Source organism: Paenibacillus polymyxa, assembly GCF_015710975.1.
Taxonomy (GTDB): Bacteria; Bacillota; Bacilli; order Paenibacillales; family Paenibacillaceae; genus Paenibacillus; species Paenibacillus polymyxa.
The window spans coordinates 788,747-815,686 of record NZ_CP049783.1; the positions used below are offsets into that span (position 1 = coordinate 788,747).

The 26,940-nt window shown below is 43.0% G+C and carries 12 protein-coding genes; 2 read left to right on the forward strand and 10 right to left on the reverse strand.

Features of this window, described 5'->3' with window-relative positions; translation table 11 throughout:
* The 3 genes from G7035_RS03685 to G7035_RS03695 all read right to left on the reverse strand — a co-directional run bounded on the left by G7035_RS03685 (nt 1) and on the right by G7035_RS03695 (nt 18,859).
* Nucleotides 1-15,750 (reverse strand): non-ribosomal peptide synthetase, encoded by a 15,750-nt coding sequence (locus G7035_RS03685; RefSeq protein ID WP_029514857.1) that lies wholly within the window; start codon nt 15,748-15,750, stop codon nt 1-3.
* Nucleotides 15,751-15,831: 81 nt separating this feature from the next.
* A complete protein-coding gene (gene fabD / locus G7035_RS03690; protein ID WP_019686265.1) occupies nt 15,832-17,043 on the reverse strand; it encodes an ACP S-malonyltransferase in 1,212 nt (403 codons plus the stop codon).
* A gap of 796 nt (nt 17,044-17,839) precedes the next feature.
* Nucleotides 17,840-18,859 carry a WXG100 family type VII secretion target gene (locus tag G7035_RS03695; RefSeq protein WP_016819919.1) on the reverse strand — a complete coding sequence of 340 codons (1,020 nt, stop codon included), beginning with the start codon at nt 18,857-18,859 and terminating at the stop codon, nt 17,840-17,842.
* A gap of 198 nt (nt 18,860-19,057) precedes the next feature.
* Between G7035_RS03695 and G7035_RS03700 the strand changes: the two genes are divergently transcribed.
* Complete coding sequence (locus G7035_RS03700) at nt 19,058-19,840, forward strand: Cof-type HAD-IIB family hydrolase (protein WP_019686264.1); 783 nt, start codon at nt 19,058-19,060, stop codon at nt 19,838-19,840.
* A gap of 89 nt (nt 19,841-19,929) precedes the next feature.
* On the forward strand, nt 19,930-20,718 hold the full coding sequence (locus tag G7035_RS03705; protein ID WP_016819917.1) for a formate/nitrite transporter family protein: 789 nt from the start codon (nt 19,930-19,932) through the stop codon (nt 20,716-20,718).
* Nucleotides 20,719-20,809: 91 nt separating this feature from the next.
* Here G7035_RS03705 and G7035_RS03710 read toward each other — a convergent pair whose 3' ends face one another.
* From G7035_RS03710 to G7035_RS27215, 7 genes are all read right to left on the reverse strand, one after another.
* Complete coding sequence (locus G7035_RS03710) at nt 20,810-21,055, reverse strand: HPr family phosphocarrier protein (protein WP_019686263.1); 246 nt, start codon at nt 21,053-21,055, stop codon at nt 20,810-20,812.
* A gap of 92 nt (nt 21,056-21,147) precedes the next feature.
* Complete coding sequence (locus tag G7035_RS27790) at nt 21,148-22,014, reverse strand: DL-endopeptidase inhibitor IseA family protein (protein WP_019686262.1); 867 nt, start codon at nt 22,012-22,014, stop codon at nt 21,148-21,150.
* A 111-nt stretch (nt 22,015-22,125) separates the two neighbouring features.
* Nucleotides 22,126-22,359 (reverse strand): hypothetical protein, encoded by a 234-nt coding sequence (locus G7035_RS03720; RefSeq protein ID WP_016819913.1) that lies wholly within the window; start codon nt 22,357-22,359, stop codon nt 22,126-22,128.
* A gap of 176 nt (nt 22,360-22,535) precedes the next feature.
* Nucleotides 22,536-24,401, reverse strand: a complete 1,866-nt coding sequence (locus tag G7035_RS03725; protein ID WP_445648554.1) for a rhamnogalacturonan lyase — start codon at nt 24,399-24,401, stop codon at nt 22,536-22,538.
* A gap of 156 nt (nt 24,402-24,557) precedes the next feature.
* A complete protein-coding gene (locus G7035_RS03730; RefSeq protein ID WP_025364125.1) occupies nt 24,558-25,115 on the reverse strand; it encodes an SLOG family protein in 558 nt (185 codons plus the stop codon).
* Between the two features lie 145 nt (nt 25,116-25,260).
* Nucleotides 25,261-25,602, reverse strand: a complete 342-nt coding sequence (locus G7035_RS03735; protein WP_016819910.1) for an iron-sulfur cluster biosynthesis family protein — start codon at nt 25,600-25,602, stop codon at nt 25,261-25,263.
* 803 nt (nt 25,603-26,405) lie between these two features.
* The gene (locus G7035_RS27215) at nt 26,406-26,912 is read right to left on the reverse strand and encodes a hypothetical protein (RefSeq protein ID WP_019686260.1); all 507 of its coding nucleotides are present in this window, start codon (nt 26,910-26,912) and stop codon (nt 26,406-26,408) included.
* Nucleotides 26,913-26,940 lie beyond the last annotated feature (28 nt).

A 26,940-nucleotide genomic window follows, 5' to 3' on the forward strand; every position in this document is an offset into this window, starting at 1 on the left:
CTACAAGTTTAGTTTGTTACTTAAAAGTTGGGACAGGTTCTGAAACTCATCGATTGACAACTTGTCATAGAGAAAATCAGTTGGACTTTGTTCCGTTACTTGTTTGCTGCAGCAATGGTCGATTAGATTCGTCAAATGTTTTTGGAATAAAAATAATAGTTGTTCAATGGTTTGTTGCTGGTATTCTTGCTTGTTATAGTTGCATGTAATAATTAATTGTTCGCTTTCATTTATAATGCAGTTGATATCTAACGCTACAGATCTTTCCGTGAAGGGACTAGCCTCTTCTCCAGAGGAAAATTTAGAAAGTGTAAATACATCTGTATCTAGTTCCGTATCAAAACGCCCCATATAATTAAAGGCAATTTCAGGAGCGGCCTGAAATGCAGTCACACCAGACTCATTCACTTGAGCATAGTTTAATACCCCATACCCAAAGCCCTTGTTCGGTATCCTTCTAAGGCTGTCTTTGATGTTCTTAATCTGATATGAAAGATCATGCGCATTGTCCACTTCCAGTAAAAATGGATACATTGTTGTGAACCAGCCAACAGTTCTGGAAATGTTCATTTCCTGAAACACTTCTTCTCGCCCATGCCCTTCAAGATAGATCAACACACGAGACTGCTGAGTCCATTCTTTGATACTTAATCCAAGAGCAGTGAGCAAAATGTCATTAATTTCAGTATTGTAGGCCTGGTGCACCTGTCTTAACAATTTGCTAGTGTTCTCATTATCAAGTGATACACTTCCATTTTCACTATCACGCAACATGTTGGTTTCATAGGAGCTGTCTTTAGGCAACGCTCCAGACTGAGTTTGCTCCAGCTGTGCCCAGTATTCCAGTTCCTGCGCCAGCTCCTCGCTTGTTGCATATTGGCTTATTTCTTGTGCCCATGAGCGGTAAGAATCCGTTTTGTCTGGCAAGTGTAGTGCTGTCCCCTGCTGATATTGCTGATAAAGGGACGTAAAATCTTGTAAAATAATTCTCCACGAAACCCCATCAACTACCAGGTGATGAACCGCAATGAGCAGGTGATCGCCTTCAGCAGTCCGGAATAATCCAAGCTTCATTAAAGGACCGGTGGTGAGATCGAAACTACTTTGAATAGCCGTCGCTTCTTGTTCAATCCATGCTTCTGCTGGTAGACCTTCAGGCAGTGATTTTATCGTCAAGGGTAGTGGTTGATTGTTTAGTCCTTCATTGTATTGAACGATGCGATCTTCTCTCTGACAGAATGTCATTCTTAAGGCATCATGCTGTTTAACAATGCAGTCAAATGCAGCCATAATCCCTTGCTCATCAAAACCGTCTTCAGAAAATAGCATGACGGACTGATTAAAATGCTGAGGACTTACCTTCTGTAGATGGAAGAATCGCTGCTGTATTGGCGTTAAAGGCAGCTCTCCCTCAATCGCTTCCTGACTAATCTTCCGACGGATCACCTTAACGAATGGGCTCAATTGTCTAATCTGAGGGTACAAAAATAATTCTTTAATGCTTAGCTTGTAGCCATGCGTGTTCAAACGTGAGACGATTTGCAGACCCTTAATAGAGTCTCCTCCCAAATCAAAGAAGTTGTGAGTCGCACTTACGCCTGTTACGGCAAGCACTTCCTCCCATATGTGGGCCAGCAATACTTCAGTCTCACCTGTTGGTTCCACATACTCTACTTCTAAGGCACCGCTCCAGTCAGGTTCAGGTAATGCTTTACGGTTAATCTTTCCGCCTGGTGTTATGGGAATCATGTCAAGCGGAACATACACCGAAGGTATCATGTAATCAGGAAGCTCCTTAGCCAACTGTATTTTGATACGATCCGTATCTACTGGATTAGCTGATACCACATACGCGCATAAATAAGAACTTCCCTTATTCTCTTTGACCATTACGACAGTTTCCTGAATATCAGCTATGCCTAAAAGATGATATTCAATTTCACTAAGCTCAATCCTATAGCCGCGAATTTTGACCTGATAATCGGATCTACCCAGGAATGCAATATTACCGTCAGGCAAGTATTTAGCTAAATCCCCTGTTTTATAGAGCTTTTCATAGCCAGGCATTGAATAAGGATTATCTATAAAGCTGGCCTTCGTTTTGATCGGATCATTCAAATATCCAATCCCAAGTGGTGTACCTGCAATATACATTTCTCCTGTGATTCCTACGGGAACCCTCTTTAGTCCAGAGTCCAATATATAAATCTTGGTATTGGCAATTGGCTTTCCGATCGGAATTCTGTCTTCATCTCCTGTCACTCGATAAGCAACACAGCCAATACTTGCCTCCGTTGGACCATACAGGTTCGTGATTTGAACATGAGGAAAAATGGTTAAAAATGTATGAACCGTCGATGGCGTAATTTCTTCACCACCAAGAATAACTTGTTGAAGAGAATCCAATTGCTTGGTTCGAGTTGAATTTTGGTCTAACTGGTTGACAATAGCATTAAATACGGATGGAACGAAGTCTGTAAAAGAAATACGCTCCTGTTCAATAATATTTGTCATGTACGTAGCATCCACCGTCATGCCTGTTTCCGGCAAAACAGTTGTGCCACCGTTCATTAATGGCCAGAACAATTGCCAGACCGCGCTGTCGTATACATGATGAGTCGTCTGGAGAACACTTTGTGCAGCCGATGTTCCAAAATAGTCATTCATCCATAGAAAACGATTGGTGATTCCTTTATGAGCAGCAATAACTCCTTTTGGTTTGCCAGTTGAACCCGAAGTGAAGATTACATAGATTGGTGATTCCATATCTACATCGACTGCCGGGTTACTGATAGCGTTACTCCTCTTTTCGACTACAGAGCAGTCTATAACTAGATACTCTTCAGTATTTATTTCTGAACTGATAGGTGTACTTGGATTGACCAATAGGGTAGAACTTCCCAAATCCTGCAGGGCGCTCTGTAAGCGGTCAATAGGCCACTCTGTATCAAGAGGCGAAAAAGCAGCACCTGTTTTCATAACAGCCAGTATGGATACTACCAGTTCCAGGCTCCGTTCCATGAGTATAGGCACATAACTTCCAAGTCCAATTCCTTTAGCCAACAAATTGCTTGCTATCGCGTTCGCCTGATCATTTAACTCCTTGTAGGTCAGCATCTGATCTTGATAGATAACAGCTTTAGCATCCGGTCTTCTATCAGCCTGCTCCTCAATATAATGATGTATGGGTCTTGGCTGTGGATAAGCTGTATGAGTGCTGTTATACCGTTCCTCCATAGCAGCCGCTTCTGTTGCGCTTAGAAGATTAATATCAGTCAATGCCATATCAGCGTTTTGGACTATTTCCTCTAATACATTTAGGTAATGCTCGACGAGAAGCTCAATGGTTTCTTTTTTATACAGTTTTGTACTGTACTCAAATTCTAGATGAACTCTCCCAGCCTTTTGTTCGGCATTCAGTACAAGATCGAATTTGGAAATACCCGTTTTGAACGGATATAGCTCAAAATTAAGGTTATCGGCTTGCCACTGCTGTGCATCCGTATTCATAAAGGAGAACATCGTGTCAAACAACGGATTTCGACTCAGGTCTCTCTTGATGGACAGCTTATCAACCAGTTCGGCAAATGAATACGATTGATTTTGCAGAGCTTGCAGCGTGTTTTCTTTTACTTCGTTCAAAAAGGTTTTGAAGCTTTTATGACTAGCCGGATGGTTTCGAATAGCCAGGGTATTGACGAATAACCCTACGATCCCATTGGTATCTGCATGCGTTCGTCCAGATGTTGGGATGCCGATTACGATATCTTCCTGTCCCGCATATTTCCCCAGCAGCACATTATAGGCAGCAAATAGAAGCATAAAGAGTGTGCTATCTGTTTGAATACACGTGAGATTCAACTGTTCTATAAGCTTCTCGGACAGTTCGACTTTCACCATATCTCCAACAAAACTCTGCAACTGTGGCCGCTGATAGTCTGTAGGCAGATCTAGAACGGGAAGTTCTCCTTTATATTGATCAAGCCAATACTGTTCTTGCTTTGCATGAATTTCTGTATTCGATCTGAGCCAAGCAGAGTAATCTTTGTATTGAAGCGGTAAAGCGGGAAGTTCTTCTCCCTTGTACAGCTTGTTCCATTCGTTAATAATAGTGTCGATAGAAGTACCGTCAGCTATCAAATGGTGCATATCAATAAGAAGCATAAATTTATCACGATCCATTTGAAGAAGCTCCGCCCGAAATAGTGGGGCTTTACCAACATCAAAAGGACGGATGAAATTATGGATCAATGTATCTATGCCCTTTGTCGTAATATCACCAGCAGTCCGGGCAAAGCCAAGTTCAAAGCTTACCTCTGGTTGTACAAATTGCACCGCTCTATCATCCACGTATCCGAACGAGGTCCGAAATGCTTCATGCCGGGCTAATAATTGTTCAAAGGTACGCTCCACTCTTCTTCGATCTACATGACCTTCGATCATCAATGCTGCCGACATGTTGTAAGCCACACCCGTCTCATCTAGCGGTAGCACGGCCAACAATCTGGATTGTGCTGGAGAAACCTCATAATAAGCTCCCTCAGTCACTGCCTCAATTCGTTGGTAATCTGTGGGTTTGGCAGCAAGAATCTTCTTGGAGAGCGCTTCGATTGTTGGTGCCCCAAATATATCTTGAGTTGAAATTTCGATATGAAAGACCTCGTTGATTTTCGCAGTCAACAGGGTCGCTTTCATCGAGTGCCCACCTATTTCAAAAAAATGATCGTGTATACCAATCGGAGAAATCTCCAGCAGATCCTGCCACATTTCGATCAATAGCTGCTCCGTTTCATTATTGGGCCCAACGTGCTGTAATTCTTTGTTGAGATGATCACCTGGTTCAGGCAATGCACTTTTACTAACTTTACCATTTGCTGTCAGCGGCATCGCATCCAACAAAATTACATGGGCTGGTACCATATAGTGAGGCAGGCTTGACGACAAATAGTCTTTCAAAATATCTACTGTAACTGATTCCCGCAAAACGGCATAAGCGCATAAATACGGATTGTCATCTGTTCCTTTAATCACTACTGCTGCCTCTTTTACCGCTCTGTGAGCCAACAATGTGCTTTCAATTTCACCTGGCTCAATCCGGTAGCCTCTGATTTTAACTTGTTGATCTGCTCGGCCAAGATACTCTAGCGTTCCGTCAGGTAACCATCTCGCCAAATCTCCTGTTCTGTAGAGCTTCATATTGTCCAAATAAGGATGCGGAATAAATTTCTGCGCCGTAAGCTCAGGACGATTACGATATTCTCGCGCAATTCCTTTACCCCAAACACATAATTCTCCTGGAAGTCCTATTGGTCGCAACTGCAAGTATTGATCCAGAATGAGAACGCCCGTATTAGGAATCGGCTTTCCAATACACCCCACTTCTTCAGGCCCCATATCTCGTAACATCGTTGTAACTACGCTATTTTCTGTTGGGCCATATTCATTGAACAATTGAATGCCAGGATGTTTGGCTTGGCTGGCTTCTACCAACCGTTTCGTTGCTTTCTCACCGCCTAACGTTACAACCTTGAGAGACATGGCTTCATCTGGAGCCAGACCCTCTATAACAGACATGTACATGGAAGGAGTACACACGAGATGTGTAATATGACTTGATAAAATTAAGGTCTTCAGAGCCGATAATTCACTCAATTCCTCATTCGTAGGCAGCACCACCGTACTTCCAGACAGCAGCGGAGTAAAAAAGGCACCCACAAAAGCATCAAATGAGCTAGACAGCAATGGCAGGATACGGTCTGTTGCTTCTAGTGCGTATTCATTTATTCTCCAAGACAACGTATTTAATATCGCTCGATGCTCAATACAAACTCCTTTAGGAGTACCGGTTGAGCCCGATGTATAGATCACATATGCCAAATGACTTGAATCCGATTCCCACTTGGAAGACAACTTGCTTTCTGTTTTATACCACTCATCATCGTCCATATTTAGGACTAAGCCTTCATAAGTAGTAGCATTGTAATTAGATGAGTCATTCAACAACAGGAGCGGAGCCCCGCTATCCTCAAGCATAAAGTGAATTCGTTCTTCAGGATAAGAACTGTCGATTGGAAGATAGGCACCACCGGCTTTTAAAATAGCCAACATACCCACGGCCAAATCTAATGAACGGCCCGCCATTAATCCGACTACAGTGTCTGCCCCTACTCCCCGCTTCATTAATGCCCTCGCCAGCTGATTTGATTTCTCGTTCAGCTCTTTATAAGTAATCACATGTCCCTGATGAACTACAGCTACATGATCCGGACTTTTGAGGGCTTGCTCTTCGAATTGCAAGTGCAGCGTTTCTTGTTTCTTCACTATCGATGAAGAGGGCAGATCAAAAGTGTTAAAGCCGTGTATTAGCTGTAACTTCTCTTCCTCAGGTAACCATTCCAACTTCCCAATCTCGCTCCAAGGTTGTTCCAAAATGGAGCGTAGTATTTGTATATAGAGACTAGCAAGGCGATCAATCGTTTCTGATCGGAACAATTGGGTACAATAATTGAAGCGTAAGGCCAGACCCTCCTGCCATTCGTCAGCACTTAGTACAAAGTCGAATTGGGAAATCCCTGGATTGAATTCACTTGGATGAAATTTTACTCCATTGGCTTCAAGCGAACTCATCTCAAAATTCTGCATGACAAACATCGTATCAAACAAAGGATTGCGTCCTTGGTCACGACGGATATCCAGTCTCTCAATCAATGCTTCAAAAGGATAGTCTTGATAATCCATAGCTCGTAGAGTCGTTTCTTTGACCTCTTGCAAAAATGAATGAAAACTACGCTGAGGAGACGGACGGTTCCGCAAAGCTAACGTGTTGACAAACATCCCCATCATCGTTTCCGTGTCCGGATGCTGACGCCCTGCCACCGCTGTTCCTACAATAATATCTTCCTGACCCGTATACTTTGCGAGCAGTATATTATAAGCCGCAAGCAGGATCATAAAAGCTGTAGTCCCCGTATTTTTGGCAAGTTTCTTTAATTCTTCTGTCATCGCTGAAGTGATGTTATACGACAATACAGCCCCTTCGTAGCTTTGATGTAATGGTCTAGGGAAGTCCGTAGGCATTGCCAGTATAGGTAATTCTCCGTTCAAAACATTTTTCCAATAATGTTCCTGTTCAAACAAACGATTACTGGTATACTGTTCCTTTTGCCATGCAACAAAATCTTTATATTGAATTTGGATCGGAGCTAAAATTTCACTCCGGTACAGTTGTACGAATTCATTAAGGAAAATGGATAACGAAAGCCCATCTGCAATAATGTGATGCATATCCATGACCAACATATGTTTATTAGCCTCAAAGCGAAACAATTCTGCTCTGAAAAGTGGCCATTGGCGCAGATCAAACGGACGGACAAACAAGCGACTCATCTCGTCTGCATCTTTCTCCAATATTTCTGTGACTTTGATTTCAAAAGTCGGCTCATCATGAATAACTTGTACAATTTCGTCATCCACGATATTAAAAGAAGTACGAAATGATTCATGACGCCGGATCAAATCCAGGCAAGCCTTCTGAAGACGGGGGATATCTAGATCCCCATCAATACGCACCTGACCCGTAATATTGTAGGCTGTACCTATCCCCATATCCTGTAAGACAAACATACGCCTTTGGGCATCTGATACTGCATAATGCGTACATTCTTCGAGCTTTTTAATAGAAACGGCTGTTCCTTGTTTGGCTCCTTCGATCACCTTGGTCAAGGTCGAAACTGTCGGTGAATGGAAAAGTACATTCAAAGGGATTCGTTTGCCAAACTCTTGATGAACTCTGGCAAGCAAGAGAGTCGCCTTCAACGAATCTCCTCCTAGATCAAAGAAATTGTCATCAGATCTAACACGATTTAATCCCAGCACCGTTTCCCAAATTTCTCTTACTTTTCTCTCCGTGCTACTAACTGCCTCAACAGATTCTTTGCTAACAACTTGTTTCATAGTAGAAAGCTGCGACAAGTCTACATATCCCTGCGAATTTAAGGGCATGTTTTCAAGCTGAACGATCTGTTGAGGTACCCATTGGTCTTGCAAATGATTTCGCAATTGCTTGCGTAGGATTTCCTCTACTCCATCATTAAGACTCGTAACATAAGCAACCAAAAGTGTGTCTGCTCTGCCGTCTGTGCTCTGGGCTATCACTTGGCATTCGCTAATTTGTGGAATAGAGGTAATAAATCGTTCAAGCTGTTCAGTATATATGGCATGTCCTTTTATATAGACTCGTTTCTGAACAGGTCCCAACAATTGTAATTCACCGTTTGCGGTTCGCAAAGCCAGGATTCCTGTCGGTAAATATACTAAATTTTCGGAAGGCGATTCGTTTTCCTGTACTACATGCAATTCCCCGATCGTCCCCACAGGCGCAGGTTGCAGATAATGATCCAGTAAATAGATGGCTCTTGGTGAATCATTGTCCGTAATGTCGCTGGATTCGAGTTCCACATAGCCCTTGTAGTTTCTAGTCCCATATTTCAATTCATCCTGATTTAAGAGTGAGATATCTACAAAATCCCGTTCCTGCCCATCAGCAATCGTGTTCAGGATGTGCAAAAAGTACTTTGCCCAAATCTGCATTGTTTCTGATGCGGCCAAGCTAGCTTTAATATCAAAATCAAACCAAAGCTCTCCTTCAACCTCCATCACATTGAGAAACATGTCATATTTGGAGTACAGGATCGGTGTCGGTATCAATTCAACATCCAGTCCATGAAAATGAAAATTCTGCATCGGTCGATCCATGTTAAAGATGACATTCATTTCAGGTATCAGTATGTTTTCAATACGCTCAATCAGATCAGCAAAAGAGTAGTTTTGAAGCGGTTCGACTTCCTGCATGACTCGCTTAACTTGTGTCATATACTTAAATAATGATTCTTTGCTGGTAATATGGCTCACAATCGGCAGCATATTAACACAGTTTCCGATCAAATTAACTTGTTCCATTCTAGACTGACCAGAAGTAGGAATGCCTACTACTATCGTGGTGTTTCCCGTTAAGCGGTGCAGAAATACTTTATATGCTGTCAAAAGTGTGACAAACAGACTGTTACCCGCTTTAATACTAAGTTTTTTCAATTTTCTCGTCAGCGTACTGTCTGCCCGAATATTTATTCTTCTTCCACTATACGCTGGTTTCTTCATACCACCGTCCTCTGACGGAATGTCCATGGCGACAGAGACGGAATCCAATGTCTGTGTCCAGTAAGAAACTGCCTCACTCACTCCTGCACGCTCTAGTTCCAACTGTTGCCAAGCTTGAAATTCCCTGAATTTTGGCGGTACAGGCAGCTTTACTATATTTTCTCCTTTGCAGAAAGAAGTGTAGACTTGCTCCCATTCACGGATAAACACTGCCATTGACCAACCATCCGCAATAATATGATGAAACGTGAATACTACAATATGTTCATCCGGTTTTAAACGTAAAATGTGAGTTCGGAACAATGGTTCTTTGGACGTCAGATCAAACGTCCTTTGCCCCTCTTCCTCAAACCATTGCTTGACCTTTTCTTCATGCTCTGATGGAGGAAATCCTGAGAAATCATTCAGTGAGATGACCACATTCACATTCTCAAGAACATGCTGTTCTTCACCATCGGGGTCAATAACCGTCCGTAGCGACTCATGCCGATTCACAATTGTCTGTACTGAACGTTTTACAGTATCAAGCTGCAGTTGACCCTGCATTCGCAATGCTGCTATCTCGTTGAATGCAGTAGATGAATCACTTCTGGATTGCGTAGCAAACCAAATTTGCTGCTGCTCCTTTGTTAAAGGGAACGATGAGGATTCGAGGGGAACCACATCATTTTTTCGGCTTCCATTTCCATCTGGTGATGGCGTATGGTCAGGTAGGAATCCCCCTTTTCTCAATTCCTCCACACTTTCCTTTACAGCCTGTGTAATTTGTTGAAGGTCTCCATCTGTATGAGAAGTCGATAAAAAGCAATTGCGACCTTCCCATATGTAAATTCCCTTGTCAATCAGCAGATGGAAAAAGAGCTCAATGTCGCCAAACGAAACAAACCGGAATAATGAGCCATAGTTCACCATGTGGATAGGCACACTATTTTGCTTAAAATAAGTATTCAGCTCTGCTACCCATTCGTTGGTTCTTCGGTTCAGTTGTTCCTGAAGATTCGGCCCTTCAGACTTCAAATATTTCAAAGTGGCTAGAGCCGTATGCATGGTCAGCGGATGTGTACAGAAAGTACCACCTACGAACGTTTTAATATTCGTGTTTTCTGGATAGGAGTTATCTCCGAACGACCACACACCTCCATCTACGGTGTCCATAAATTCTGAGCTTCCGGCGACTATGCCAACAGGCATACCTCCGCCCGCCACTTTTCCGTAAGTAACTAAATCAGCTTTAATTCCAAACCAGGCCTGAGCACCTCCTGGATGAATTCTAAATCCTGTGATTACTTCATCAAAAATAAGTGCCGTTCCCGAATGTGCTGTTATTTCGCGAATTTGCTCCAAAAACTCCTTTGGTTGCAAATCCGGTCTTCGACTCTGTACAGGCTCCACCAATACGGCGGCAAGTTCATGTGCATAATGTTTGATAGCTTTTATAGAATCCGGGTGATTATAAGGGAGTACAATTACATCCTCCATCATGCTCGAAGGGATTCCCGGTGCCATGGGCAAAGCCTCTCCCCCACTTGAGTTCGGATCAGACACGGCAAGTACACCATCGAATGTTCCATGATAAGAACCAGCAAATAGTACTATTTTGGAGCGTCCTGTAGCTGCTCTAGCCAAACGTAAAGCGACCATAACAGCTTCTGACCCCGAATTGTAAAAGGCAACACGCTCCACACCTGTCAGCTCGCTAATCAAGGCAGCAACCTCACCTGCTGTATTCGACATAGGGCCGATCGAAGGCGTACGGTCGTGCACATTGCTCCGTAAAGTATCGGTTAGCCAAGCTGGATTATGACCCAATAAATGAACCCCGAAACCCATAGTTAGATCAATGTACTCGTTCCCATCCACATCCCATATCCTTGAACCCGAAGCGCTCTCTGAAATGATAGGATATACAATTTCTTTCCAATAGGATCGAAACCCAGACACATGACGATTATTAGCATGAACCAGTCGACTTTCCTGTGTGTATTTCTTGGACCCAAGGGTTCGTTGAGTATATCGTTTAATAAAACGCTGTAAGAAATCATTTTGCCGCGCACTGTATCCACTTTCCTCACCGATCAGTAGAGGTTGATAGGGTACAAAGGGTTTGGATTCAGTAGTTGGATTTACTTTAATTGTAGAAGTGATAGGCACGTCAGTTGCCACAACATGCAGAGATGTAGGCTGAACACTGACTGTGTCTTTGTTTGTGGTTAACGGTGCTGCCTGAATAGTTCCTCCTTGACCGCCACTAAGCATCTCCAGTTGTTTGGTCAACACTTGAGTAAGTCCCAGCTGTTGGTTGTTCAGTAATTCAATTTGTTGAGAGAGTAACTTTTCCAGGCCACCCAACTCGGACGAAGGCTTTGCAGCAACCGTATTTTCCGGATTGACTTCTGTCCGATCATCGACCGTATTTAGAGCATCCGCAGCCGCAACTGATTGGGTGGTATATGTCAAATCTGAAATAAACGTTGTTAGACGATCCAGGTTTATGACACTTTCAAAAAAGTGGTTCATGGGAACATCCACATTAAATTGTTCTCTAATTTCTTTTTGAACTTGAACTAGCATAATTGAATCCAAGCCCATTTCTAGAAAATGCATCTGCTCATCCAGTTGTTCCACCGTAAAACCAGAAACTTTACTGATTACATCTTTTAATACTTTGGAAATATTCGCTGTGTAGTCGATCTGATCTGTAGCTTGCAGCTCTTTTGGATACGCGGACTCCATACGTCTCTCCTCCCTGCCTACGTTACTTATCTGCACTACTTTTGGAGTAAACCAGCAACGATTTCGTTCAAAAGGGTACAAAGGCAGCGACTGGATTATTTTGATCTCATCCGTATAAAGCGCTTGCCACGGAATAGCCATACCTTTGACATACAGTTCACCCAATTGGCGCAGAGCGTGAATATCTGTATGTGCACTTGCTCTGATAGCTGTAATCAATCGACCTACCGTATCATCTTTTTCCCGTTTATGATCAACGCTCTGTTTATGAGAACCTATATACATATCAGGTACATTCTCTTGTTGGTTCCCGGAAGTCCATCGCTCCAACTTGTGTAATAAATCCTCTAAGCTGGAAGTGATAACTGCTAATTTATGTTCCATATGAGCTCTGCCGATATGTGTGGTATAGCACATCTGCTCCAAGGAAACCGCTGGATTTAGGCGTAAATAGTCCACATATTCCTCAACCAAATGATGCAGGCTTCGCTCATTTTTTGCAGAAACCGTAAAAAGATGAACACCATCCGGCGTGTTTACAGATTCCTCATGTGTTCGCGTTTCTATAAATTCCTCCATAACAACATGAGCATTGGTTCCACTGAAACCAAAAGAACTTACTCCGCAGCGAAGTGGGGCATCATTTGAACTTAAATCGGCTACTTCTGTCGTCAAATAAAACGGCGACAATTCAAAATTAATACGGGCGCTAGGTTTCTTAAAATGAACCAACGGAGGATTCTTCCTCGTTTGCAGCATCAGAACTGCTTTAATAAGACTGGATACTCCTGCTGCTTCAAATAAGTGACCAATATTGGGTTTGACGGAACCGATTGCACAAAATTGTTTTTTGTCCGTATATTTTTCAAAAGCTTGTGTCAATCCCGCAATCTCAATAGGGTCCCCCAGTTTAGTTCCCGTTCCATGGGCTTCGATAAATGACAGAGTTTCCGGGTGAATAGCCGCATCATTCCAAGCCGCCTCCACCACTTCTGCCTGTGCGGAAGGACTAGGCGCAGTAATTCCTACCGTTGTACCATCCTGATTCACCGCACTTCCTTTTATTACTGCATAAATACGGTCTCCGTCTTGCAAAGCTTGATCGAGAGGCTTCAACAGAACCGCTGCAACCCCTTCTCCTACACCTGTTCCATCCGCTTCTGCATCAAAGGTACGAGCTCTGTAATTTGGCGATTCCATATCTAGTCCCAGCTTCACTGGTAATAGCATCGTTCGGATTCCTCCGGCAATCGCCATCTTGCAATCCCCTGTCGCTAACGCCTTGCAAGCCATATGAATCGCGACAAGTGAAGAGGAGCACGCCGTATCCACTGTTACTGCTGGACCTTTTAAATTAAGAAAGTAAGAAATTCGACTTGCCAGCACTGACGGTAAATTTCCAACAATATACTGGTGAAATTTGTCCGGTTCTCCTTTAGAGAGCATCCGCTCATAATCGTAGCCCACTTTTGAGAAGCCGACGTAAACTCCTACCTTTTGTCCATGAATCCGATCTCCTGCATAACCCCCATCTTCAAGTGCATGCCATGCGCTCTGAAGGAACAATCTCTGATTAGGGTCCATATAGCTAGCTTCCACAGGACTCAGCTTGAAGAACGCATAATCAAATTTATCAATTTCTTCTAGGAAGCCGCCTTCTATAAACTCTTCTGCTCCCTTCCTTTGATCCACAACCGATAAATAATCGATGGCGTCTTGCTTACGTTGAGAGCTTAAGTTCCCGATACAGTCATCGCCTTGGACAATATGATCCCAATACTGTGACACAGATGAAGAACCAGGTAAGTCCAAAGAGAGCCCAACAATAGCCACGTCCTTGCTATGATTGTGATCCGTATCATCCGTAGGAATATGCTGTTGTTCAGAATCAGTAGGGCTCGCTAAAAATTCTGCCAAGTGAGCTATTGAGGGATGATCAAACAAATCGGTAACTGCAAGCTTAATCCCCAGCTGATTTTCAATTTTGTCTGTAATCTGAACCAGTTGTAGGGAATTGGCTCCTAAATCAAAATAGCTGTCTCTCGTATCAACCTCTTGCCTAAGTAATACCTCGCAGCAAATATCGTGAAGTACTTTTTCGATCTCAAACGAAAGTGTAGGCAATTTTTGATTTTTGTTTTCTTGCTCCATAATCCCTTTTAAAACTAATGAAGTCTCCTGATAATGTCCCGCTTCATACTGAGCCGCAAGCTTATACCTCTGCAACTTCCCACTGGTCGTTTTGGGCATTTGCTTAATAGGTATAATATCGTGAACCGCCCATCCTCCATGACGATACAAATGTTTTTTTAATTGAGTTGCAATTGGAGAAAATTTTTCTATCGTCTTTTTGGATACGACAAATACCACAATTTCCTCTGATTCCATCCCATTAACACGAACTCCACACGCCGCCACACGATTAAGTTCGACTCCTTCTACTTCCTCAGCGATACGCTCGATGTCATGAGGGTAAACGTTCTGTCCATTTACAAATATGATATCCTTTGCTCTCCCTGTGACGACTAATTGACCTTCACGGAAGAACCCCAGATCGCCAGTTCTCACCCATCCGTCTAGCGTCAAAAGTTTGGATGTCGAATTCTCGTTGTTATAGTATCCCTTTGTAACATTTTCACCTTTGATTTGTATATGCCCAATAACGCGATCTGCGACTTCCTCATCCTCGTCATTGCATATTCTGATTTCACAATAATCTAACGACTGACCGACTACAACAAATGGCAGAGCATTATGAAAAGTCTTGTCTACCTCCAAGACAGACTCTCCAATGTTTAAGTGCTTACGATCAACATAAACGGTTATATAGTCAGCATCAATTGGCGGGATAGCAACTCCAACCGATGCTTCTGCTAAACCATATGATGCTCGCATACTCGTTCTTTTTAATCCAAAAGGAGCTAATGTCTCAAGAAATGCGTCACATAATTCAGTAGAGATAGGTTCAGCACCATTGATGATGGTACGGATCTTGGACAGATTCCAGTTCATTGCTTTTTCGGGTTTGAAAAATTGCATGAAATACTTATATCCGAAGTTTGGCGAGGATATAATGCTTACTTGATGTTCACTAGCTTTTTTTATCCAAAGTACTGGCTGACGAATGAACAGCGAAGTCGGCATAATGTACTGATTCACTCCAGCAACTAATGGGGTAATATGATTGTAAATTAAACCCATATCATGGGTTAGAGGCATCCACTGCAAGAACGAATCTTGCTCTGTGACGACCGTCCTATTTATAATTCCACTTGTGTTATGAATGAGATTATGATGTGTAAGGATGACTCCCTTAGGATCACCTGTGGAACCGGAGGAAAACTGAATAAATGCTATATCCTCCAATTGAGGGGTGTGTATCTTTGCAAAGGATTGCTTAGGTTGTTCATGGTCTTGAAGAAGTAATTGATGACGATGGCGGATATTTTCGAATAGGTTATTCTGATTGGTTTTCAAGGTATATTTCTCAAGGTCTTTTAATATTTTGGGCTCGATGAGTAAAAAAGGATCGTTAAGAACATCCCAGATTTTAAAAAGCTTCATTCTATGCTCATCATTGTTACCGATGCTGACAGGTACCGGGATCATACCACCAAGAATGCAAGCCCAAAACGCTTTCACAAAATGACGATTATTTTCTATTTGAAATACGATTTCCTGTCCCTGCTTCACTCCTGCATTCTGAAGATTCTCCAGAAACGCTAGAGCTTCCCAATATAAATCTTTATAAGTAAGTGTTGTTTCGTTTTGATCCGACTCAATAAAGGTTATAAATTTATGGTCACTCTTTCCCCGTTCTGTAATAACATCAACCAGGGTTTTGAACCTTTTTGTATACATGCTATTCCCCCCGTATATCGTAAGATTTATTAGCTTCCAGTTAATAAATTTACAATTTCCAACATCATTGATGAATCTTATTTAGATCATATTAAGAATCGTCTGTTGTTCTTGCTCGGGCACTTGCTTGGTAGTGAGAATAGTACGAATGAGCTCTAACACCTCTGTATTAACCGCATTATAAGCGGTGTCATTTTTATGATTTTGAAGTTGATTGATCCTATTTCGGATCTGCTGACTAGGGTAAACAACTCCCTCCATATGTTGTTTGTAATCCCCGTTTCGATTTCGTGCAATAAGCGCTGCTGCAAAGCCTTCCTCCAGACGCTCAAGTGTAAATTTGCGTGTAGTTTGCTGCTTACTTAGCCACTTGTCCGCTTCTTTTAAAGAAGAACTGGTATTAATAGAAAAAGTAGAGATACTAGGATATCTTTCTTTCATTAGCTGTCCAAGTACTTTTCTCGGACCTAATTCTAGCGCAACAGTAATACCGTTCTGGTATAAATAATCCATCGTATCTGTCCAACGTACAGGGCTTATCATTTGCTTGTACAGCAAGTCATAAATTGAGAATTCATCATGTGGTAAGGCTGTTACATTGGAAACAACCGGCCACCTTCCCTTGCGTAGCGGGATTTTTTTTAGTTCTGCGGCAAGCTTATCTGCTGCAGGCTTCATCAGAATACTGTGAAAAGGCCCGCTTACTGTTAAATAGTTAACCTTACTATGTTCTAGACGTTTGATTTGCTCCACTATTCGAGCCATAGGTTCTGTATGTCCCGATAGCACGTACTGATTGTTTGAATTGTGACAGGCAATAGATATAACATCACGATCCGTAGATATCTCTTGACATAAGCTCTCCAGAATAGAAGCAGAAACATTCGCAACAGCAACCATAGTCCCTACCCCGTTGGCTGTAGCCTGCTGCATGAACATTCCTCGTTTTCTCACGATTTGAAGTCCATCTTGAAGGGAGAAAAAACCGCTGCACACCAATGCTGAGTATTCTCCTAAACTATGACCGGCCAACAGTTGAGGTTCCAGTTCCAGTATTTCTCTGCTAGCATAGTATGCAGCAAGACTGGCAGTAAGTAAGGCTGGTTGGGCATTCATGGTCTGAAGAAGCTCTTGGGAATCTCCTTCAAAGCAAAGTTTTGAGAGTTTTACACCTAAGATATCATCCGCTTCATCAAATAAACGCTTTACCACAGTAAAATTATCCCATAGTTCTTTACTCATTCCTACATATTGCGAACCCTGCCCAGGAAAAATAAAAGATACTTTATTCATCTGAAAACCTCTTCTCCAGTGAGCTTCCTGAATATGTGTACTTTTCAAATTTAACTTCTGTTGCAAGTTATAACCTTTATAGTATTAAAGCAGAAATTTATGATCGACATAATTAATGAAAAAAGAATCATTTAAAAACAAATTAAATCATATGTAATTACCGTGCACTAGCATTTAATAAGCTTGTATTAATAATTTATCAATCGTTATTCCAACCCATGTTTTACTCCTTTTACGAATTAAAATAACGATTTATTTCAACAAAGTCAATGAATAAGTCAACCTTAGAATGTTACATTTTTGTAAGTAAAAGGTCGCAAAATGTAGAAATTTGTTGATTATCATTAGATAAAGTCGTTTTCTTGAAAGAATAGCTTTTTTCATTATTTTCACTACATAAAAATAAATAAAATTAAATTATGCAATTGTTAAATATTTTTAAAAGATAAACAAATATACACTCTTATTATATTATTGTATTTATCCAAATTATGATATTATACTCTTTTTTGAACCTTGCTCTTAAGCTCAGATTGCTCTATGTTTGAAAACATAAATTAAAGACACTACATGAGTCAGATGTCCTTTACCCCATGAAATTGCTGCTTAAATCATAAATACTATGTAACAACTAAATAACTCTAATAGAATTTTAGAAATATACGCACGAAAAAATCTACAGATTTTACCAACTGATGAGTTTCGCAGTCTTCCACTGCCGCTCGCTTAGTCTTGAAAAAGTCTGTAGATTTTATAGATACTCGTATTCACGTTATGATCTCTCACTGCTCAAGACCTAGTTATAATCCTCCCAATAGCGATACTTCATTTCATTCTCACCTTTGGTGACGATAATCATGTTCTCGACATGTCCAGTTTCTTTATTTGTCCGGTAGATCATGGTACGGGTTTCTCCCTCATCAGGAACAGAGAACAGCACCTTGTCACTGATCATACCGCCACCAATGCCGACAACGTGTTCCCCCCAGCCGGAGGCTGCACCCGAACCTACTCCACTGACGCCAGTCCCGCGCGACAAAATAAGACCCATTCCATATCCGGTAACGGTCTGGGCCGTTTTACCTAGAGCGTGTTCTCCGGCTGATTGAGTATGCTTTTGGACCCAGTAATCGTATTTGTCCGTATTTTGCTCATAACTTATAATATTTCCTTTTTTATCTATAGATATATCTGTTTTGCTCCCGTCTTTACCTGTCAGTTCAGTGACGGCAACAAGGGAATCGGATGTGATCTTGGAAGTCTCTCCTGTATTGTAATCTGTACGAGTAACCGAGTCCTCGTATTGCAGCCTCAGGACATTCATCTGGTCGTGGATTTTCTGCATGACTTGCTTGTCGCCGATGGTCTCCGCGTTTTTCAATAGTTCCTCATATTGATGATATTTATCCGCGTCTGCCTGCTCCCACTCGTCTATATTTTTGGGTGAATTCACGATATCTTCAGCATGATTTCCAGCCTCTCCGCTGCCCGCCAGCGCTGCACTAGCGTTCATCGCTGCTGCCAAGGCTGACCAGAAGCCACGTGTGCTCCCAGCATCCGCATTTCTAAACTTCAATGCAATGCTTTTCAGCTCAATTTCAATGGATTGAACCTTATTTAATATAGAAGAAAGCGTATATTTAGCTGTGCGATAGTCATTATAAAAACGATTTCTCTCCATACCATCCCACTGGCTGTGAAGGCGGTTCATTGTGCTATCCAGACCGTTCAGCTGGTTATACAGTATGCCGTGGGCATTGGCAAATTGGGAGGCCACGTTATCCAGCTGCTCCGGTGTGACTTGGATTTTTGTCATGGTGATCACATCCCATCTTCGAAAATAGGAGATAGACATTAAAGTTTACAGTAATCCTTATTTCATATTGTAAGCTATAGAGGTCGGACATTCATGAGGATTTATACGTATTTGTGTATCCAGAAGCAGTTCCTTTGATATAATGAATCCATATGAGTTTATTTCGACAATATATTATTGAAAGTCAGGTGTAAGGACATGTCAGACAAAAAAATTATTTTTTTTGATATCGACGGTACATTACTGGACGATGAGAAGAAGATGCCGTTAACGGCTGAAAAAGCTGTCTTTGCTTTGAAAGAGCAAGGACATGAGGTAGCCATCGCAACAGGACGTGCGCCTTTTATGTTCAAGGATATCCGCGAGCAGTTAGAAATTGATTCCTACGTTAGCTTTAACGGGCAATATGTCGTGCTCCGTGGGGAAGTCGTCGCTACCAATCCGCTGAATCGAGAAGCCTTGCAAGCGATGACTGATCTGGCACTCACACATAATCATGCTCTCGTATATATGGATCATATGGACATGAAGGCTAATATTCCTAACGATGAGCTTGTGGAGAAATCGGTCCAAACGCTTAAGGCCAAGATTTCGGTTGGGTACGATCCGCTCTATTTCCAAGGGAGAGATATTTATCAGACGCTGTTAATGTGTACAGCAGAAGAAGAGCCTTACTATGAAGCGGTATTCAAAGCATTTGACTTTGTACGCTGGCATCCAAGTTCAGTGGACGTTGTTCCTCACTCTGGCTCTAAAGCAAAGGGAATCCGCGAAATTACATCCAGACTGGGCATTGCCGATGAGAATCAATACGCTTTTGGCGATGGATTAAACGATGTGGAGATGCTGACAACTATACATAACAGTGTCGCGATGGGGAACGGTTGTGATGAAGCCAAAGCCGCTGCTAAAATGGTCACAAAACGCGCAGATGAAGACGGTATTTTATACGGACTGCAAAAGCTTGGTTTGTTAAGCTAACAGAATTGTTTGACACACTGAGCATGTTTCGGGAAAAATCAAGTCGGTTTAATGACTTAGATATGAGAAAATAGGAGGTTGTCGTTGGTATGGAAACGGAAGGCTTACGCAATGTCGAACAGCTAGCCCTGAAGAAGTACAAAATTTACAAGCAAAGCCTGCTCCGGTATTTGGCGCGTTCCATGCTGGCGAGTATGTTTATCGGATTCGGCGTTATTGTCGCCTTCAAGACGGGTAACTTTTTTTACATGGAGCATTCTCCATTCACTTATCCCATGGCGGCGCTCACCTTTGGGGCAGCCATCATTCTGATCGCGTACGGCGGCGGTGATTTGTTTACTGGCAACACCTTCTATTACACCTATGCTGCGCTCCGTAAAAAGCTGCGCTGGGGTCAGGTGCTTCGATTGTGGACTGCCAGCTATGGAGGTAACTTGTTAGGTGCGGGGGTATTCGCACTCCTTATATACCTGACAGGGCTGTTTGACTCCTCCAGCGTGAACAGCTTTCTGCTGAACGTAGTTGAGCATAAAATGGAAGCGCCTGCAATGCAGCTATTCTTCCGCGCTATTTTGTGTAATTGGCTGGTCTGCCTCGCCTTTTTTGTGCCGATGTTTATGAAGGAAAATGGCGCAAAGATGTTCGCTATGATGCTGTTTGTATTCTGCTTTTTCATTTCGGGATATGAGCATAGTGTAGCTAACATGTGTACTTTCGCCATTGCGCTCGTGCTGGACCATCCGGGTACGGTCTCTGTCGCTGGCGTCATCCATAATCTCGTTCCGGTTACGCTTGGGAATCTGGTGGGTGGCGTGCTGCTTATGGGGGTTATGTACTATTCGGTGAATCTCCCGTTTTTGGACGAGGAAGAACATTAAAAAAGAAGCCGTGGAACCTGAGTTCCATGGCTTCTTTGCATTCATTTTGAAAAATAGCGTAAAACAGTGTCTGCAGATCCTTCTTTGCTGTTTATTCTGCTTGAGCAGGAAAATGAATAAATTCCTCCAACTCCTTGAACAGCTTTTTGGGATTGATGTTGTCAGGTACAACCAGAGTTAGCGGCTCATCCAGCTTGAGCACATACATGCCTAAAATGGATTTGGCATCTGCCATGCCGCTTTTGCCATGAATCCAGATGTCATACGTATAATTGGATACGATTTGATTGATCTTCTCAATATCCTTAACGTTTTTTACCTTGATGGGTGTCATCATTGCACAGCTCTCCCCTGCGTTGAATTGGGGCTTACGAAACAAGCCTTAACATCACTATACCCTATTTATTAAGAACGTTGCACAAACTTAATTTAGAAAATAACATGCGGCGCGGAGCTAACCTTCCAGTAGCTGCCGACCTTTTCAAAATTCACGGTGATTTTCTCGTTTGGCTGTTTGGCTTCTGCCGGATAAGGCACGGTCAGCAGGTAGCTGCGCTTCACCGGAGTCATAGTTACCATTTTCGCCGTAGCTCGGCTGAACTCTAGCAGATTGCCTCCGTCTGCGTTCAATTGAGCGAGTCTACCATTGACCTCAACAAAAAATTTACTGACAAATTGCTCGCTGGCCTGTTTGGTATATGCCTGCGTTAGATAGTTGATCAATTTGGTCTTCGTACCGATGTCCTCGGACAAATAGCGGTAGCTTTTACCGTTCAACTGGAACGCTTCACCCACCGAGTTGCCACCGCTGATGGCATACTGATAACGAGAATGTGCCTCCAGCACAAGCGGAATCGCACTCTCGTGGTTCAGCTTGTCCAGCTGGGTTGGTTTCACGCTGGTAGCCGTAGCTGCAGCTGGCGCCGAAGTGGACGGCTGCTGCGGCTTGGACGGCTTGGCAGTCGATGGTACGGACGGGACAGCCGCTGGCGCTACCGACGTAGATGGGCGCGGTGCTGGTGCAGACGGAGCTGCTGGTTTAGCCGTTTGGACGGAACCTGCGGCTGGGGCTGTTGTTGCTGGAACTGACGGCGCTTGCGCAGGAGCCGGCGTCGTAACAGACGCAGATGCTGCTGGTGCTGGCACCTGGGCCGGTACGGTAGCTGACGGAACGGCGACGCTTGGTTGCGCTGCGTTCGCTGGAGCGGACACAGCGGGCGCAGCAGCGGCAACCTGTGCCGCGCTCAAAAGTGTGGCCGCAACACATAGTGCGGATAGTTTCGTATTTATTTTCATACTTCTATACACCTCCATAATCATATGTCTGCATAAACTGCACACGTCTCTATTATAAGAATTTTGTTTCTCGATTGGGTTGCTAAATTGTTTCTATTTGCCTTTTTTTGTTCATTCTGCGCGAAGTTTGTCCGTATTTACCGGGAGCGTAGGTTCTGACCGCTTCTCCTGCTTTTCCTCGATCTCTTCCAGGGATCGTGACATTTGCTTCATAGATTGGTCCAGCTGCTCCAATCTACGGTTAAGGGTGACGAGAATGTATTTTAACAGAATCAGGCTTAGTGCTGCAGGGAATCCGACATTAGTTACGAGCTCGATCATGCTTTCTGTCGTTAAAGAACTCACAGATTCCGCCTCCTTTTCCATACATAAATTACCTCGATAAGAACTAATGTTCCCATTATTATGGAAATCATACGTACTCTTCTATGCCCATAACAAAAAGAGCCCCGATTAGCCTGGAGCCCTATCTGATACTATTCATTTAACCTGCACTCACCCCACTATCGAGCTGCTGCACATCAAGGAGTGTATATGTTCGGCTGCTGGGGCTTGGACATCCCTTCTCCCAAATAAAATCCGGTGTGCGGTGGCTGATTATAGGCTACGTTCTGCCAGGCCACACTCAGGCGGTACACCGGATCATGCATAAGCGTGTAAAATCGGTGTTCTGACTCATAAGTTGTTGTATAGATACGAAGCGCCGAATTATCACTTTTGCGCCAAATGACTTCCTCCCGCCAGTCACCGAACAGATCAGCCTGCAGCGACGGCGTTCCTTTGGTCCCGTTATTGGAACTCGTCCCTGTGGCCGTAAGCAAGTTGGAAGTCGTCGAGTTCGTATAGTTCCACTTGTCGATTTTACCAGCGCTTGAGGAGGTATGATCCAGCAGTTCACGGAGGAGATCCCCATCCCACCAAATTCCGAAGTTAATGGAGGACGGCATCGTGTTGGTAATGAGCTCTCCCTTGGCTGAACGTAACCCAATGCCCGGTGCCCATTGCTCGTTTCCTTTGGTACGCGGATCAATGTCTGCCGACATGCCTCGTCCGGTATCCTTGCCTGTTTTTACGCCCCATAAAATGTTGCCATTACGCGGATCATACATGGCGGCTCCGTAAGTGGCATTTTTGTCCTCGTTCACCTTGAACACTTCATAACCTGAACGATCCGGGTCCAAATCGCCGACATGAAGTGCATCGCCGTGCCCCATCCCCGTGTTAGCCAGCTTCGCCCCGTTATCGTCTACAACCAGCGAGCCATACACGATCTCATCCTTATCATCTCCATCTACATCTGCCACGCTCAAACTGTGATTCCCCTGTCCAGCCGTCCCGGCGTTGGTGGAGCTATTGCTGTCAAAGGTCCAGCGGCGGCTTAGATTGCCGTTCCGCCAATCATATGCGACTAGAACGGTGCGCGTGTAGTAACCACGTGCCATCACTATGCTGGGTCTTACGCCATCCAGATAAGCAACCCCGGCGAGAAAACGATCCACACGGTTACCATAGTTATCTCCCCAGCTGGACACCGTTCCGCGCGGAGGTACATAGTCAATCGTGCTAAGAGCCTTGCCTGTATCACCTGAGAACACAGTTAGAAACTCGGGACCTTTCAAAATATATCCACTCGTGTTGCGATGATCAGCCGAAGCGTCGCCAATCTTTACTCCTGTACCATCTACCGTGCCGTCTGCTGTCTTGCATACAACCTCTGCTTTACCATCTCCATCAAAATCATAGACGAGAAATTGCGTATAGTGTGCACCAGCCCGAATATTCCGTCCCAGATCAATTCGCCATTTGCGTGTTCCATCCAGCTCATATCCGTCCAAAAATACATTTCCCGTATAACCGGATTGCGAATTATCCTTAGAATTGGAAGGGTCCCATTTCAACACAATCTCATACTCGCCATCCCCATCGAGATCCCCCACACTGGCATCATTGGCATTGTACGTGTAGTTCACATGATCCGGGGTTGTGCCTCCTGCAGGCTGCTGGATGGGAACGTCCAGATAGTTGTTGTTCCATACCTTTACCGCTAGTGAAGCAGCCTGCTCTGCTCCATTGACCACAGCACGAACGGTATACGAAGATGATGTCGTACCTGCCTTGTCCAGAAAGTTGGTTCTCGATGTAATCGGCGCATCATTCACCTTGCTTGACCCTCTGTACAGATTGAAGCCAACCGAATCCGCTTCCGTACCCAATAAACGCCAGCTCACCAGTATCCCCTCTGGTACCTTCACTGCGACAGTTCCCCTGTTCAGCTTCTCCATTTGCCTCGTAGACGCAGCTGAGATTGGGCTATCCATTGGAGTGACTACTCCACACAACATGACACCAAGACAGAGCAACACAGTATGCCGAAATTTTTTGTTCATCTGATCATTAGCTCCTTTCATGGTTTGTATTTTCAATAAATTTATTTTATAGGACTGATAAGTTATGGTTGTTTAAATCTTATGATAGCGCTTGCATCATTGTAAAGGGACGATTCCGTCCTTTTTGTTCAAAAATCCGGGCTAATGCTTTAAAAATCAGAGGTCCATGAATAATCGTTCTTCGTCAGCTATGCTTTGGATATCCTCTGAGCTAATACTGATATATTGATAGCCTTCTGCCTGTTGTTTTTTCAATGCCAGTTCCTTCATAAAACGTGGGCTGCCCTCTCCGGCATCCTCATCGTACACAAGCAATAAACCGTCTGTTTTGCGGAAAAGGAGTTCATCCCGTGCCTTGAGTTGCCATATTCCCTGATACGGCTGGCGGCTAACCACTCCCACATAGTCAACTTCGGCACAAATCTGCTGAAAATATTCCTTTTTATCCTCTTTCCATTTTTCCTCCATATTTTGATAAGCCATCATAATAGAGCATTTTAAGTGAGGATATTGCTCCTTTAATGCAATGACGACCTCGCAAGCCCACAAGTCCACCCCGTATTGACCAGGGGTAATTACCCATTCCAGCCCTTCTTCGATCAGGGGAATCAGTCTGCCTGCAATCGCCTTTTTAATGTATGGAATACCTTCGTGCTTTTGACTAAAAATATTCAGCTCATGGGCACGATAGCCAGAAACGAGCAAGTTTTTCATCATCTCATCGTCCTTCTGAAATTATCATAAAGATTATTGTAAAAACGAACCTCTGCCCTATGGGCTTAACAAGGTTCGTTTTTGGGAAGCTGGTGTTAATTTAGCATTGCTTTTTGGTGCTTAATATTTTTATTACCTCCGCATATCACGCCTTGGACGAGTTTACACGCCGATCTTGAATTCTAACATTGTTGCTCAATATACCAGCATCGCTACTTACTTTGAACGATGGGTAACTTGGATCTGCCTCAAGCCGCATTTGGCTATCGAACTGCTGCTCCTGCTGCCGATCTACCCAAAAAGAATACGAATCGGACTGAATTGCTGTGTCGGTTGCATTCGGTGCATCGATCACCAAAATGGTAAGTACGCCGTTGCATCCACAATCCTCTGTATCATAAAACAACTTGAACATGCCTGGCCGTCCTGAAAGGACCATTGCTAGCCTTTCAACCGACAAGGAATCCAACTCTAAATGTATACTCATGAAATGAATTCTCTCCTTTGTAATTGAAGTGTTTGGATATATTAGGACTCTACAACTTCAAAAAGTCTAAATATAAACTATATTTTCATTATAATCATCTAAAAACTTTAAGTACAAGGAGATCATTAATGATCGCATTTACAAAAGGATACACTGCACCTAGCTTGGCAGCAGGTATTGCCTCTCTCCTGTTAGGTATGGTTCCTAGTGAAAAAGAAGCTCTCAAAAGTAGGATTATTAATGGTTAGTGGGAGATGGGATATCTTCAAGACTTTTTGGAGGACAACCGAGGGAAATATGATTTGATTGATGTCAAATTTTTATTTATTAAATATGAAACAGAGGGAGTCGCTCCCTTACTTGTCGATCAGTCAGTCTACTTGCTACAGATACCCCGGCTGGTTAAAACCAGCCTTTAGTTTCAACCATGTATTAAAAAGGGCTCTCCTGAATTTCTCCAGAAACCCCCTACTTCTCAATCAATCAGCATTGCAGCTTCAAATGTAGCGTTCGTTTTTTGAATGAAAACAATTCAACTGAAGGAACTGGTACGAGATCCCAATGTCTTCGGAAGACAACAATTGAGCCGAGGAACATGCCAAGCACGAGGAACATTAAAAAGACGTTCCTGCTTTCCCAGAAACGTCTTTTTCATTCCGATCAAGTCATTTTATTCCGCTTTCTTTTCCATCTTCTGATAACGATAAACAAATAAGTAAACAGAAATCCGAACAAAATAATACCTATTATGACTGCAATCAGAGCAAGTAGACATGCTTACCAACCCCTATTGTTTCCAAACCTTAGACACTCTTCTTGGCTATAAAAGACTTTCTAAATAGAAAAGGAGACAAGATAAGCAAAATCCCTAACAACAAGAAAATAGACCCGTACAAATATAGATAAAAATCTTGAGCAGGGATTAACATACCCATTTTGTAAATTGCTTCACCACGTCCACGAGTCGTAAGAATATCAATCGCCTGCTCGGTTACAATTAGACCAGCGATTAGCATAATAAAAAATACTACCGCTCTTTTCAAATTCCACTTTACTTTAGAGTTAGTTGATACTCTCTTTTCTCTGGTCATAAAAAACTTTCTGAATAGTAAAGGAGACAAGATAAGCAAAACCCCTATCAACAAAAAAATGGACCCATATAAGTATAGATAAAAATCTTGGGCAGGGATTAACATACCCATCTTGTAAATTGCTTCACCACGTCCACGAGTCGTAAGAATATCAATTGCCTGCTCGGTTACAACTAGACCTGCAATTAACATAACAAAAAATACTATTGCTTTTTTCAAATTTCACTCACCTCCCTTCACAAAATAG